Source organism: Thermanaerosceptrum fracticalcis, assembly GCF_000746025.2.
Lineage (GTDB): Bacteria > Bacillota > Peptococcia > DRI-13 > DRI-13 > Thermanaerosceptrum > Thermanaerosceptrum fracticalcis.
In genome coordinates, this window is the sequence record NZ_CP045798.1 from 1,601,938 (window position 1) to 1,616,848 (window position 14,911).

Genomic DNA, 14,911 nt, shown 5'->3' on the forward strand with positions numbered 1-14,911 from the left:
AAAAGAGTTTTAGTAATCAGCCTCTTTTAGTACACAAGTTTTGGCAGGAATAAAGAGATGCCCGGTATATAGGTTATGATGAGAAGAGCAATAATACTTACAATTATAAAAGCCATAACCCCTGGAATCAGTTTCGTCATGGGGAGACCAGTAACCCCCGTAGCTACAAAGAGGTTCAGACCAAAGGGAGGTGTGAATTGACCAATACAAAGGTTGGTAACAATCACGATCCCCAGGTGAACAGGGTCAATGCCCATCTGGACAGCAACGGGATAAATTAGTGGTGTCAGAATAATAATTGAAGCTATTCCCTCCACAAACATACCTGCAATCAGCAAAACGATGTTAATAATCATCAGCAAAATAATGGGGGAAGAGGCATAAGTAATTAACTTAGTCATGATCATTTGAGGAACCTGGGCAATGGTTAAAAACCAGCCGAAGGCCTGAGCAGCAGCCACCAGCACCAGAACCTGGGCACTTGTGGTAGCAGATTTTATACACACTTTAAAAAACCCTTGTAAGTCAAGCTCCCTGTAAACAAAGATACTGACAAAAATGGCATAGATAGCAGAAAAACCGGCCGCTTCCGTGGGTGTAAAAATTCCGCCGTAAATACCACCCATAATAATCACCGGTACCATAAGAGCCCAGCTTGCCTCCTTACTGGCCGCCCAAATTTCACCAAACCCGGCCCATTGGTCCCGGGGCAGCTGGTGCCTGCGGGCATAGAAATAAATGTAGGCCATACTCATTAGCCCGTAGACTATTCCGGCTCCAATTCCGGCAATAAAAAGAGAACCCACCGAAACTCCTGTAACTGTGGCATAAATAATCATGGTAATACTGGGAGGTATAAGTAAGGCTACTGAACCGGAAGAGGTGATAAGACCGGCTGCAAAGCCTTGCGGGTATTTTTGTTTAATCATTTCGGGATACATCAGTTTACCTACGGCAATAACGGTGGCGGGACTGGACCCGGAAAGGGCGCCAAAGAACATACAGGCCAGTTCAGTGGCCATTCCTAAGCCTCCAGTTACACTGCCTATGATGGCCCTGGCCCAGCGCAAAATCCGCTTGGAAAGCCCCCCCACATCCATGACATCGGCGGCCAGGATAAAAAAAGGCATAGACATCAGGGCAAATTTGTCAATTCCACCAAAGAGACGCTGTACCATCATCAGGGGAGGAATATTGGTGTAGAACATCATAACCAAAAGCGTAGAAAAGGTTAAGGCCACAAAAATTGGGACACTCGTAACCAAAAAGATTAACAGGAGTATGATTAACGCAATTGTCAAACTAATCCCTTCTTTCCCGGTTCAAATGGAAGTACATTAAGACCTTACTTGTTTATAAATGTTTTGCCCAAACCTGATGGTCATGAGGATAAAACCAAGAGGCAGAGCCAGGTAAGGTAAATACATGGGGATACCCAAAGCCGGTGCAACCTGGTTTTTGCTCATGGTAAAGGATACCAGTTGCCAGCCGAGTCTCACCATCATGGCAGAAAAGACGAAACAAACCAGATTAACGAGTATAGCCATTATCCTTTTTCCTTTCGGACCTATAAAATAAAGAAAGAAGTCGATGGCTACATGCAAATTTTTACGTACACAGATGCTGCCTCCGATAAAGGCAATCCAAACCATGATGTAACGGATTAGCTCTTCGGCCCAGGTAGTACTGGAGCGAAAAACATAACGCAGCACCACATTAATAAAAAGAATAATTGTGGTGGAGAATAAGGCTAAACCACAGAACCATTCTTCCAACTGGTCAAAATAGCTAAAATTCCGTTTCTCCATACGGTCATTCCTTTCCTAACCTTACAAGTTTTACAGCAGTTATGAAAATTATGCATAGCTTAATTAAAGACAGTTATCCTAACTAAGCTATGCACAGGTAATTAATTATTTAGAATACTTTTCCACCTTTTCATAAATTTCTTTCAAGAGAGCTTTCTCCAGCTCAGTTTTGGTAAATTTCTCGTGAACTGGCTGGCTTGCCTTAGCAAAAAGCTTTTTCTCTTCGGGTTTTAATTCATAGATCTTGATTCCAGATTTTTTAATATCTTCCAAGTATTTTGCTTCACTGTCAGCAACCAGTTTACGTCCTTCTTTACTTGCTTCTGCATTGACTTTAATGATTAACTGCTGTAAATCGGCAGGCAATTTTTCAAACCAGGCCTTATTGGCTACAAGTATGTAGGTCATGTACCCATGACCGCTTAAAATCATGGTATTTTGTACTTCATAAAATTTATTCAAAGCAATGGTTTGTACAGGATTTTCCTGGCCATCAACAACCCCTTGCTGTAAAGCATTATAAAGTTCGGCATACTCTATAGGAATGGGGCTTGCTCCCCAGGCTTCATATTGTGCAATTAACAACGGCGAAGGCATAACCCGCATTTTTACACCTTTAAAATCTTCAGGCTTGTGAATCTCTTTATTCTTCGTAGTAAAGTGTTTAGCACCGCCGTTCCAGAACCCCAGACCGACCAAGCCCTTTTCTTTCATGGTATCAAGTATTTTGCTGCCAACCCCGTCTTCCATCACTTTAAAAAAAACGTCCACACTGGGAAAGAGACAAGGTAAGTCCACTATTTGCACAGTGGGGGTAAAGGGTGTCATTACTGAAACTGGCTGTAAGGTCATTTCATTAGAGCCGATTTGTACGGCTTCAGCCTGTTCTCTCATGGAACCGAGCTGCATAGAGGGAAATAACTGGACCTGAAGCCTGCCCCCTGATTCCTGCTCCAACTTTTGTTTAAAGATTTCCAGTCCTTTGTACTCCGGGCTGCTGGTAGGCTGGTTGAGCCCCAACCGTATAATGTACTTTTCGGCAGGTTTCTGGTCAGCAGGTTTGGTTCCGCTGTCTTTCGCCCCGCCACATCCGGTCAAAACTAAACTCATGCTCAATAACATAATCCCTAAAAAAATTAAAAAACGTTTTTTCATCTTATTTCTCCTCCCTTTTCTCTTTTAATGAGACTCTGATTTTCCATCATTTTTCCCGCAAAAGTTTCTCACCCCTTTACCCATATTTCTAACCTCTTCGTTAAAAGGCCCCATCGCCTGAAAAGTATGCTTAACAAATTTTCACTGCTCCTATCAATTCCCGAATGTCTGCAATCTTCTCCTGCTCTAACCATGCTTTGATACCCTCAATCACCTTCAGAGGAGCCAGGGGATCATAAAAATTTCCTGCACCAACGGCAACGGCACTGGCCCCCGCCAGGAGGAATTCGATAGCGTCCTCGGCGCTTACAATTCCTCCCATGCCGATGATGGGAATTTTTACAGCTCTGGCTACCTGCCACACCATTCTAACGGCAACGGGCTTTACGGCCGGCCCGGAAAGGCCACCGACAATATTAGACAAAACCGGTCTTCTTGTCTTAATGTCAATAGCCATACCTAAGAGCGTATTAATAAGTGAGATTGCATCTGCACCGGCAGCTTCAACAGCTTTGGCGATTTCTGTAATATCAGTTACATTTGGCGAAAGTTTGGCAATAATGGGAAGCTTGCTTTTATCCTTGACTGTTCTGATGACATCTGCCGCCATTTGGGGTTCAGTACCGAAGGCCAGACCACCATGTTTAACGTTGGGACAAGAAATATTAATTTCCAGTCCTGCCACTCCAGCAACCCCATCGAGCCTTAGGGCTATTTCTCCATATTCCTCCAAAGAATGTCCGGAAATGTTAACAATAATGGGAACATCATACTGGGAGAGCCAGGGGATTTCTTCTTTAATCACAGCATCGACTCCGGGATTTTGTAAACCAATACAGTTCAACAAGCCGGCAGGGGTCTCCGCAAGACGGGGAGGTGGATTCCCCAGCCTCGGTTCCAGCGTTGTGCCTTTAACCATAATCGCCCCCAAAAGGCTCAGGTTATAAAATTTGCTGTACTCCCGGCCAAAGCCAAAGGTTCCCGAAGCCGTCATCACCGGATTCTTAACTTTAATGCCAGCAACTTCCACTGCTAGATTAATCATCAAAAATCACCTCACTGCTGGTAAATACCGGACCATCGTGGCAGACCTTTTTGTATGTAAGGGAACCCTCTTCACTTCTCACTTTACAAACGCAGCCCAGACAGGCCCCGACACCACAGCCCATTCGCTCCTCCAAAGAAACCTGACAAGGGACCAGCGCTTCCTTGGTCAGCTTTACTACAGCTTTTGTCATGGGTAAGGGCCCACAGCAATAGACCTGATCCAATCTGGTAGTATTGATTACTTCTTCTAAAAGCTGGGTAACAAAGCCTTTACGCCCAAAGGATCCATCATCAGTAGCAATCATGACTTTGGCACCCAATTCAATAAAATACTTATCACTTAGTAATTTATCTCTGCTCTGAGCTCCTAGAAGGGCATAAACTTCCTTCCCTGCTTTAAGCAACTCCTCAGTTAAGGCAACCAGAGGAGCTATACCGCAGCCGCCTCCTACAATAGCCACCACTTTATCCTTCACCGACCAGGTAAACCCCTTGCCCAAAGGACCTACCACTTCGATTTCGCTGCCGGGAGTCATTACGGTCATAAGCTTAGTGCCACTGCCCACCACCTGATAGACCAGAGTAATAGTTCCTTCCTCAGCATTGATCCTGCTTAAACTGATGGGCCTCCGTAAAAAGGGGACCAAGGTTGGTGACGTTTTTACCATAAGAAACTGTCCGGGGACAGCCTCCGCTGCGATAGCGGGAGCAGAGAGGACCATCTCATAAAAATCCGGCAAAATTTTTTTATTTTCTAAAATACGTGTTTTAAGCGAATAAACCATCAACAAATCCCTCCCTCTTCTGACCATACTATTTTTCCACCCACCATGGTCAGTACAGGCTTACCTGTCAGCTCCCAACCGTTAAAGGGGGTATTTTTCCCTTTGGAGTAGAACTCATCCACATCTACTTTCCATTTTTTATGCAGATCAATAATGGTAATGTCCGCATCATACCCGGCATTTATACGTCCTTTCCCATAAAGGTTAAAAATTTGTGCTGGTTTATAGGTCCAGGCGGCGATAGCATCTGCTAATTTTAAAAGCCCGGGATGTACCAAAAACGTTAAAATTAACCCCACTGCCGTCTCCAAACCCACAATCCCATTGGCAGCATAAGTAATGTCAATTTCTTTTTCTGACAAAGCATGGGGTGCATGGTCCGAAGCTATGACATCAATCGTACCATCAGCCAGCGCTCTTCTTAATTCCTCCACATCCTCCCTTTTTCTGAGGGGAGGCCTCATTTTGCCATTAACCCCTATCTTTAGGACATCTTCCTCCGTTAAAAGCAGGTGGTGGGGCGTTACTTCCGCGGTTACACGAATGCCCATAGCTTTGGCCTGCCGTACCATGGCCACAGCCCTGGCTGTACTGATATGCCCGATGTGAACATGCCCTTCTGTACAAGCTGCCAATTCAATATCGCGTCCTACAATTAGACCTTCCGAGATGGCTGGGTCACCCTTCACGCCTAACTTTGCTGAGACTGTCCCTTCATTGACGACAGTGTTGGCGGAAAGATAGCTGTCCTCTGCATGTTGACTTATGGGTAATCCCAGATCTTTCCCTTTTAAAAGGGCGCGATACATCAGCTCCGAATTCTGTATAACTTTTCCGTCATCGGAAAGAGCAACCGCCCCAGCATCTCTTAAGGCCTGAAAATCAGTAAGAATTCTGCCTTCGGAGCCCTGGGTAACAGCCGCCACTGGAAAGACGTTCACTAAGGCCTCCTGACGGGCCCTTTTCACCAGATTCCTAACCTGTTCGGAAGTATCCAAGACCGGAATGGTATTGGGCATACAGGCAATGCTTGTAAATCCCCCATGGGCTGCAGCCCTAGTGCCTGATATTAAGTCCTCTTTGTAGGTCAAGCCGGGATCACGCAGGTGAACATGAATGTCGATCAAACCGGGTACAACTATTTTCCCCCTGGCGTCAACAACTATTTCTCCTTCCGGTAAATTATTGCCCACAGCCACAACAGTTTTTCCCATCACTAAAACATCGGTAATCCTATCAAAACCACTGGCCGGATCCAGAACACGACCACCCTTAATCAATGTCTTCGTAGTTATCATCCCCCATGCCGTACAATATCAATCTACAGCTCATTTCGCCGGTAAAGGTTAAAAGCCCTTTGCAAATTTTGAGGAAAATTAAAGTCTCTATTTATCCCAAAGTGCTAAATAAAAAAAGGAAGCAATCAACAGCTTCCCTGTTTAGCTAAAAGATCCAGTATTTTTAATCCTAAATGCAGATCAAGCCTGCGTTCTCCTGCCTCCAAATCAGTACAGGCAATTTCACTGATTCTCTCCAAACGATACTGCAATGTCTTATAGTGGATAAAAAGCTCAGAAGCCGTCTTTTTGGCATTCCCTCCGTTTCGCAAGTAACATTCCAGGGTTTTTACCAAATCCGTTTTATGTGCTCTATCGTAATCCACTAAATCATTAAGACCCCTGGGGATGAATTTTTTTAATTCCTCATGAGAAGGAAAGGAACAAAGGAGACGATAGACACCTATCTCTGAGAATAACGTGCAAGAACCCTCTCCCCAGACTTTTCGTCCAAACTCCAGGGCTTCAGAAGCTTCCAAAAAACTCTTACGGGCATCGGTAAGCGCATGGAAGACATCTCCCACACCCAGTGACAACGGGCAGGAGGATTTAACCTTGAGCTCCTGATGAAACTTAGGCAGGAGATTAAACACATTTTGGCTTTCTGTCTGAGGTAGATTAAGCAGTACCACAAGGTTTCTACTGTCTGTCATGGCTACTACGGAATAACCTAGCGGCTTCAAATTCAGTTGCAACTCTTCATAATACCGGTAACGAAAATTTTCTGCCTGGTTTGGCTCAATTTTAGGAGAACAGTGCAAAACAAGAATCAAAAAACTTCCTTTCTCCGGTAAACCCAAAAAATGGGCACGTCGTTGGGCAACACTTTCTGTTTTGATATGCCCTAACAACAAATCTTCAATAAAATCATTACGAAAGCTTTTCTCTACCTGGTCAACGGCTTTACGCCGGAGTAAATCAACAGCTAAAAGGGGAAGAGAACTTTCTACAGAAAGCAAAGCATTACGTTCTATAGGATTGTTTTCCTGCCCCACAATAAGGTATCCTTCTACCACACCTTCGAGAATAAGGGGAAAAACATAATAGGGTAAAGCCTCTCGAGGAATTACTATTTCTAAAGGATTTGTCGTTTTCTGAATAATGTCCCTGAGCAGCGCCGAATTCAACCAATTTTCAGGACTCTCCCCAAGTACTTTTAACTTCCTGTCCACAACAGCTACAGGATTATTAAACACTCCTGCCAGGACATATAATGATTCATACAGGCCGCCGCCGGAAAATATTACTTCTGAAAGTTTACGGTGAATCATTTCAAACTGTAAAAGCCGGGCAGTCTCCCTGTTGATAATTTCGGTCATAATGGGGTTAATAACTTCAAGATAGGGAATCTGTTGTTCCATCTCAATGATGGGTAAAGCATATTCATTGGCCGTTTCCAACATCTCCGGGGGGATAGTATCGAGAAAACGCTTTGCTTTGACCACCAGGCCGGCAATGCCTTTTTTGGCTAGATCTTGAATTAGCCGGATGCGATCTTCTTCATTTTTGGAAACGGCAAAACCACTGGTAAGGATTAATTCATTCCCCTTGAGCCATTGGACAATATCAGGTACTTCCATAACTGTCACAGATTTAATTTCCCTGTCTATACCCCCATGGCCTGCCAAAACTTTGGCCGTGCGCAAGCCGCCAATTTTCAGCGCCTCCTTTACAGTTATCCCCATGCTCTCCCCCCTTCCTCTGTTGTCATTATTTTAACATACTGCGTGACATTAAATAATCCATCGTGTTTTACTTCGGCCTTTTACTCTATAAAAAAACCGCACTTATTTCCTGCTTCCCGGTTTATATAAAGGTAAGCCTTTTTTGCACAAAGGGCATTCCTCAGGATCATAGTTATTCATTTTTATTTCCAAAAGGGAATAGTAGGGAACTGAAATTTTAGCCAAACCATTACTCCGGTCCACAATGGATCCCACACCTATGACATGGGCGCCAAATCCTTCTACCAGGTCAATAACTTCCTGGGAAGATTTTCCTGTCGTGATAACATCCTCAACAACTAAAACTCTTTGCCCAGGTTCTATAGTAAACATTCTCCTTAAGGTCGTTACACCGTTCTCCCTTTCGGTAAAAATGCCGGGAACTCCCAGATGTCTGGCAACCTCATAGGCAACAATGACCCCTCCCAAAGCAGGGCCGATAACTATATCAGGTTTATCTTTGCGAAAATGTTCGGCGATAACTCTGCATACTTTTTCCGATAAATCTGGTTCTTTAAGTAAAAGAGCGCACTGAACATAAGTATCACCATGGAGACCGGAGCTAAACTTAAAATGTCCTTCTTTAAAAGCACCAACACTTTTGAGCATCTCTAATACCTGGGTGGAATCTAACATAACCTATCATCCTTTCTATATGGTTTAGGAAACAGTGCTTAGTTCCTCAATGATTCTAAGGGCTGCCAACCGTGGATCCTGGGCCTGGGTAATGGGCCTCCCCACTACAATATAATCAGCACCTAATTCAATGGCCTTACGAGGGGTAAGAATACGCTTCTGATCCCCTGCCTCGGCCCAGGAAGGCCGCACACCTGGACAAAGAATTTTAAAATCAGGGCCACAGGTTTCCCGGATGAGACTAATCTCCTGGGGAGACGCTACTACCCCGTCCAGACCTGATTCCTGGGCTAATTTGGCCCAAGCCCTTACAGTCCGGCGTAAATCCGGCAAACCAATATCCTTCAGATCTTCCTCATCCATGCTTGTCAAAACTGTAATAGCCAGGAGCAGGGGTTTCCTTACCTGAAGAAATTCTGCCTGCTCCTGTACGGCCTGAGCGGCTTTACTCAGCATTTCCCGACCGCCCGCCGCATGCACATCGAATATAGTCGCTCCCTGAGCCACTGCCTGGCGAGAAGCCTGGGCAACAGTATTGGGTATATCATGAAATTTTAAATCTAAAAAAACTTCTTTTCCCATCTCCCGCAGCTTAACAACAGCCTCACCGCGGCTGGCCAAATATAGTTCCAGGCCAACCTTATAAAACATAACTTCCGGTACCTGATTTACCAGTTTTTCCGCTTCCCCCCATGTGGGAAAATCCAGAGCCACAATAAGCCTTTTATCAGTATTCTTCATGTTTTCCTCCTTTCAGGCTATCCCTATGAAACCTGTAATTATTGCTGTTGACTAACACTTCATTCTGAAAACTGTTGCGGGAAGCCGTCTATACATACTCCTGCAGGGCTTTAACCCCTAATCCCCGTCCCTTTCTTTCCTTAATTACTTTAAGAAGTCCCGTACAAGTGTCCAGGGAAGTAAGGCAGGGAATGTTAAACTCCACGGCTGCCCGGCGAATCTGGAAACCGTCACGCTGGGGTTCTTTTCCTTTGGTTAAAGTGTTAATCACAAAGCCCAGCTTACCTCCCCGGATTAAGTCCACTACATCCGGTTTGCCCTGGTTAATCTTGGCCACCTCACGGACCGGGATGTTATGCTCTCTTAATAATTTGGCCGTACCTGCGGTAGCCCAGATAGTAAAGCCTAATTCGCTGAACTCCCGTAAGACAGGCAAGGCTTCCCTCTTATCCTTATCAGCTACAGTAGCCAGTATGTCCCCTTCCTCAGGAATCTGATAGCCTGCCCCCAGGAAGGCCTTGGTGAGGGCTAAAGTGAATTCGTCGGCCAGTCCCATAACTTCACCGGTAGATTTCATTTCCGGTCCCAGGGATGTTTCCACACCGGAAAGCTTGTTAAAGGAGAAAACGGGCATTTTAATAGCTACCAGTTCAGGCGCGGGCCATAATCCCCCACCATAACCCATGATCTCCAGGGTCTCGCCCAGCATAATCCTGGTAGCCAGCTTCACCATGGGAATCCCTGTGACTTTACTCAAGAAAGGCACTGTCCGGCTGGCCCGGGGATTCACTTCCAGAACATAAATCTCATCTCCCTGAATGACAAACTGGATGTTGACCAGGCCTTTTATCCTAAGTCCTAATGCTAACTTTTCCGTATATTGGACCAGTCTTTGTCTTAAATCCTCATTTAAAGTTTGAGGTGGGTAAATGGCAATACTGTCTCCTGAATGGACCCCGGCTCTTTCCAAATGCTCCATGATACCGGGTATGAGCACCCTCTCCCCGTCGCAGATAGCGTCGACTTCCACTTCTTTTCCCACCAGATAACGGTCTACCAGGACAGGATGTTCCGGGGAGATGCGCACGGCCTCGGCCAGGTAATTAGTGAGGTCTTCTTCGGTATGGACTATCTCCATAGCCCTTCCTCCCAGTACATAAGAGGGGCGAACCAGAACCGGGAAACCCAGCTTAGCGGCAATGGCCCTGGCTTCATGCTGGCTGTGGGCCATGCTGCCCTGAGGCCGGGGGATGCCTAGCTCCTCCAGGAGGGCATCAAATTTCTCCCTGTCCTCGGCACGGTCAATGTCCTCCACACTGGTGCCCAGGATGGTGATTCCGGCCTGAGCCAGGGGTTTGGCCAGGTTGATGGCTGTCTGCCCGCCGAACTGGACGATGACACCGGCTGGTTCTTCCGCCTCGATGACGTTCAAAACGTTTTCCAGGGTCAGGGGTTCGAAGAAGAGACGGTCGGAAGTATCGGGGTCGGTACTGACCGTTTCCGGATTGTTATTAATCACAATGGCTTCAATGTCCCTTTCTTTTAAGGCCCAGGAGGAATGGACCGAACAATAATCAAACTCGATGCCCTGTCCGATACGGATAGGTCCTGAACCTAAGACCACCACTTTCTTTTTTTCAGAGGGTTCCAGTTCATTTTCCTCGCCATAGCTGGAGTAATAATAAGGTGTGGTGGCAGCAAATTCACCGGCACAGGTATCCACCATGCGAAAACCCGCTTTCACGCCCAGGGCCAGCCTCTCCCGGCGAATTTCCTTTTCCCTTTTACCCAGGAGATAGGCCAACTGGTAGTCGCTAAAACCGTATTTTTTGGCAGTAAGCCAGTCCTCGCGGCTCCACTCTTTCTTCTGGGTCAGGGTCATTTCAATCTCCACGATATGGGCCAGGTTTTCCAGGAAGAATAAATCTATCCCCGTGAGATGGTGAAGTTGTTCCACGGAGACGCCGCGCCGTAAACTCTCCGCCACTACAAAAAGCCGTTCATCATCGGCCTGTTGCATTTTTTCCTGGAGCTCTCTCCAGGTAAACTTCTGAAATTGGGGTACCAGGAGGCCTACAAAGTTCATCTCCAGGGAACGGATGGCCTTTAAGAGGGCCGAAGCAAAATTCCTGCCCAGAGCCATGACCTCACCCGTGGCTTTCATCTGGGAGCCCAGGGTTCTCCTGGCTGTAGTAAACTTATCAAAGGGCCAGCGGGGTATTTTTACGACTACATAATCCAGAGCCGGTTCGAAACAGGCTGAAGTATTACCTGTAACACTGTTGGCGATTTCATCCAGGGTATAGCCCAGAGCAATCTTGGCCGCCACTTTGGCGATGGGGTATCCCGTAGCTTTGGAAGCCAAAGCACTGGAACGGCTGACCCGGGGATTGACTTCAATCACGTAATATTTACTGCTGTGGGGGTCCAGGGCGTACTGGATATTGCAGCCGCCCTCTATCCCCAGGGCTCTGATGATCTTTAAGGCTGCACTCCTCAGCATCTGGTAATCCCGGTCAGAAAGGGTCTGGGTAGGTGCTACCACAATACTGTCTCCTGTATGAATACCCACAGGGTCAACGTTTTCCATGGAACATATGGTAATACAGTTATCATGAGAATCCCGCATGACTTCAAACTCAATTTCCTTCCAGCCCGCCACACTCCGTTCAATTAACAACTGGCGGTTCAGACTGTATTTTAAGCCCTTCATGGCGATGTCCGTAAGCTGTTCCTCATTTTCCGCCACACCGCCCCCGGTGCCGCCCAGGGTATATCCGGGCCGCACGATGACAGGATAGCCGATTTGCCCGGCGAAGATCACGGCTTCTTCCACACTGCCCACAATGGCGCTCTCAGGAACAGGTTCATGGATTTCACCCATGGTGGCTTTGAACATTTCCCGGTCTTCCGCCTTTTCAATGGCACTTAAGGGTGTACCCAGGAGCCTGACGCCTTCCCTTTCCAGAACCCCTTTCTTGGCAAGCTTTAAGGCCATGTTTAACCCCACCTGCCCCCCCAGGGTAGCCAGGAGACCCTGGGGTTTTTCTTTTTTAATAATCTCTTCCAGGACATCTTCCGTCAGGGGTTCAAGGTAGACCCGGGAAGCCATATGGGCATCGGTCATGATGGTGGCCGGGTTGGAATTGACCAGAACCACCTCGATACCTTCTTCTTTTAAGGCCCGGCAGGCCTGGGTACCGGCATAGTCAAATTCTGCCGCCTGCCCGATGACAATGGGACCGGAACCAATGACCAGGACTTTTTGCAATCCTGCTGCCTTAGGCATGACTAACACTCCTTTCCCGCCCGTATTCCTTCACCATTTCCAGAAAACGGCCAAAGAGTTCTGCTGTATCCTGGGGACCAGGACATGCCTCGGGGTGAAACTGTACGGAGAAGGCCGGTTTCGTTTTATGTCTTAAACCCTCCACCGTCTGGTCATGGAGATTGATATGGGTTATTTCTATTTCTTTACCGTCCAGGCTTTCCTTAGCCAGGGCATACCCGTGATTCTGAGAAGTAATGTGGACCCGGTTGGTGATCAGGTCTTTGACCGGGTGGTTGCCGCCCCGGTGGCCGAATTTTAATTTATATGTGGTGCCGCCCAGGGCCAGGCCCAGGAGCTGGTGGCCCAGACAGATACCCATAACCGGTATTCCGGCATCCAGGACTCCTCTGATCATGGGCAGGGTATAATCTACATCCTGGGGATCACCGGGCCCGTTAGACAAAACCACACCCCAGGGTTTCCTGGCCAGGATTTCCTCTGCCGTAACCGTGGCAGGTACTACCGTGACCTGGCAGTTCAAATGCTGTAAAGCTTTTATAATATTGCCCTTAGCACCGTAGTCCACCACAACCACTGGGTACTCTCCCCCAGGCAGGGTATAACTCTCTTTAGTCGTAACACCCTTTACCAGATGAGGCCCTGTGACAGGTTCCAGCCTCCTGGCCTTCTCCACCAGTTCTTCGGGTGTTGACTCGGTGCTGATAATGCCCAGCATGGTTCCAGCCTGTCTCAGGTGTTTGGTCAGGGCCCTTGTGTCCACATCTTTGATTCCCACAATATTTTGGGAGACCAGGTAGCGGTGGAGATTCTGTTCGGAACGAAAGTTACTGGGCTGGTTGCATAATTCCTTGATCACCAAACCCCTGGCCTGGGACCTGGGGGATTCTTCATCCTCCCGGTTTACCCCGTAGTTGCCGATAAGGGGGTAGGTTAAAACAATAATCTGCCCTGCATAAGAAGGGTCCGTTAAGATTTCCTGGTAACCTGTCATGCTGGTATTGAAAACCACTTCACCTGCAGTTTCTCCTACCAGGCCAATGGACTTGCCTTCAAAGATTCTCCCGTCTGCCAAACATAGATAAGCTTTCAATTATCTGCCCTCCTTTACTTTACCGTCCTCCATCACAATCTTCCCATCCACGATGGTCATTACAGGCCAGCCCTGGTAAGTTTTCCCGTCTACCGGGCTGTTCTTGCCCTTGGAGTAAAAATCTTTAGCCACAACTTTTTTCTTTAAGTCGGGGTCAATTACCGTAATATCTGCCACAGCACCGGGTGCCAGATACCCCCTGTCTAATTTCAGGATTTTTGCCGGCCCCGTGGTAAACCTGGCTATTAATTCCCGGGGTTTCATCAAACCTGACACCACCAGGGCATCCCAGCACATGGGCACTGCTGTTTCTAATCCCGAGATACCGTTAGGTGCCTTGGCAAATTCCTGTTCCTTATCTTCACTGGCCCAGGGCGCGTGGTCCGTGGCCACACATTCAATAACCCCCTCCTTAAGGGCCTGGCGCACAGCAGTTAAGTGCTCGGGACTGCGCAGGGGCGGGCTTACTTTAGTACTGGTGTTGTAGGTCTTCACCTCTTCATCGGTTAAGCAGAGATGGTGAGGAGTTACCTCTGCCGTAACCTTGATTCCTCGCTCTTTGGCAAACCTGAGGAGTTCCACGCTGCCCGCCGTGCTGAGATGGGCCAGGTGGAGCCGGCCACCGGTGAGCTCGGCCAGGAGAATATCCCGGGCCACCATGATTTCTTCGGCTTGAGGGGGAATTCCCTTGAGTCCAAGCACCGTGGACCAGTAACCTTCATGCATTAAACCCTCGGCTGTAAGGTAATGGTCTTCGCTGTGGGAAATAACGGGTATGTCAAAGAGTTTGCAGTATTCCAAGGCCCGGCGCATCACCTCACTGTTGGTCACAGGCTCGCCGTCGTCGGAAATACCCACGGCTCCGGCCCGGTATAAGCTGCCGATTTCCGCAATTTCCTGGCCCTGCTGCCCTTTGCTCACCGTACCCAGGGGCAGCACTCTAGAGAGGCCTGCCTTTTCCGCCCTGGCTTTAATTAGTTCAACCACACCCTCATTATCGGCACAGGGTTTGGTGTTGGGCATGGCGGTGATGGTGGTAAAACCACCGGCCACAGCGGCCTGGCAGCCGGTCAATATGGTTTCATGGGCTTCCCCGCCGGGTTCCCGCAGGTGTACATGAAGGTCAATAAAGCCGGGAGCCACGATTTTTCCCGTTACATCTATGGTTTCCACATTTTTCTCCTGCAACTCAGAAGACATTTCAACTATCCTGCCGTTCTCTATCAAAAGATCCAGGATTTTTTCCAGACCGGACCTGGGATCTATGACCAGTCCGCCTTTCAAGATGTATTTCAT

At 47.5% G+C, this 14,911-nt stretch carries 12 protein-coding genes; all 12 read right to left on the minus strand.

What is annotated here, in order from left to right:
* Positions 1 to 26: 26 nt before the first annotated feature.
* A complete protein-coding gene (locus BR63_RS08345; protein WP_034421990.1) occupies positions 27 to 1,301 on the minus strand; it encodes a TRAP transporter large permease in 1,275 nt (424 codons plus the stop codon).
* Positions 1,302 to 1,337: 36 nt separating this feature from the next.
* Positions 1,338 to 1,808 carry a TRAP transporter small permease gene (locus tag BR63_RS08350; RefSeq protein ID WP_034421991.1) on the minus strand — a complete coding sequence of 157 codons (471 nt, stop codon included), beginning with the start codon at positions 1,806 to 1,808 and terminating at the stop codon, positions 1,338 to 1,340.
* Between the two features lie 105 nt (positions 1,809 to 1,913).
* A complete protein-coding gene (locus BR63_RS08355; RefSeq protein WP_034421992.1) occupies positions 1,914 to 2,963 on the minus strand; it encodes a TRAP transporter substrate-binding protein in 1,050 nt (349 codons plus the stop codon).
* Positions 2,964 to 3,093: 130 nt separating this feature from the next.
* The gene (locus tag BR63_RS08360; RefSeq protein WP_034421993.1) at positions 3,094 to 4,008 is read right to left on the minus strand and encodes a dihydroorotate dehydrogenase; all 915 of its coding nucleotides are present in this window, start codon (positions 4,006 to 4,008) and stop codon (positions 3,094 to 3,096) included.
* Positions 4,001 to 4,822 (minus strand): dihydroorotate dehydrogenase electron transfer subunit, encoded by an 822-nt coding sequence (locus BR63_RS08365; RefSeq protein ID WP_081908135.1) that lies wholly within the window; start codon positions 4,820 to 4,822, stop codon positions 4,001 to 4,003. The genes BR63_RS08360 and BR63_RS08365 overlap by 8 nt, the downstream gene beginning before the upstream one ends.
* Positions 4,795 to 6,093, minus strand: coding sequence for a dihydroorotase (locus BR63_RS08370; RefSeq protein ID WP_034421997.1), 1,299 nt, complete (start codon positions 6,091 to 6,093; stop codon positions 4,795 to 4,797). Before BR63_RS08370 ends, BR63_RS08365 begins: the two co-directional genes overlap by 28 nt.
* 125 nt (positions 6,094 to 6,218) lie before the next feature.
* Positions 6,219 to 7,817 carry a PucR family transcriptional regulator gene (locus tag BR63_RS08375; RefSeq protein ID WP_034421999.1) on the minus strand — a complete coding sequence of 533 codons (1,599 nt, stop codon included), beginning with the start codon at positions 7,815 to 7,817 and terminating at the stop codon, positions 6,219 to 6,221.
* Between the two features lie 102 nt (positions 7,818 to 7,919).
* On the minus strand, positions 7,920 to 8,492 hold the full coding sequence (pyrE, locus tag BR63_RS08380; RefSeq protein ID WP_034422000.1) for an orotate phosphoribosyltransferase: 573 nt from the start codon (positions 8,490 to 8,492) through the stop codon (positions 7,920 to 7,922).
* A gap of 24 nt (positions 8,493 to 8,516) precedes the next feature.
* The gene (gene pyrF, locus BR63_RS08385; RefSeq protein ID WP_034422001.1) at positions 8,517 to 9,233 is read right to left on the minus strand and encodes an orotidine-5'-phosphate decarboxylase; all 717 of its coding nucleotides are present in this window, start codon (positions 9,231 to 9,233) and stop codon (positions 8,517 to 8,519) included.
* An 88-nt stretch (positions 9,234 to 9,321) separates the two neighbouring features.
* On the minus strand, positions 9,322 to 12,522 hold the full coding sequence (carB, locus tag BR63_RS08390) for a carbamoyl-phosphate synthase large subunit (protein WP_034422002.1): 3,201 nt from the start codon (positions 12,520 to 12,522) through the stop codon (positions 9,322 to 9,324).
* Positions 12,515 to 13,615 (minus strand): glutamine-hydrolyzing carbamoyl-phosphate synthase small subunit, encoded by a 1,101-nt coding sequence (gene carA, locus BR63_RS08395; RefSeq protein ID WP_034422003.1) that lies wholly within the window; start codon positions 13,613 to 13,615, stop codon positions 12,515 to 12,517. Before carA ends, carB begins: the two co-directional genes overlap by 8 nt.
* Complete coding sequence (locus BR63_RS08400; RefSeq protein WP_034422004.1) at positions 13,616 to 14,911, minus strand: dihydroorotase; 1,296 nt, start codon at positions 14,909 to 14,911, stop codon at positions 13,616 to 13,618.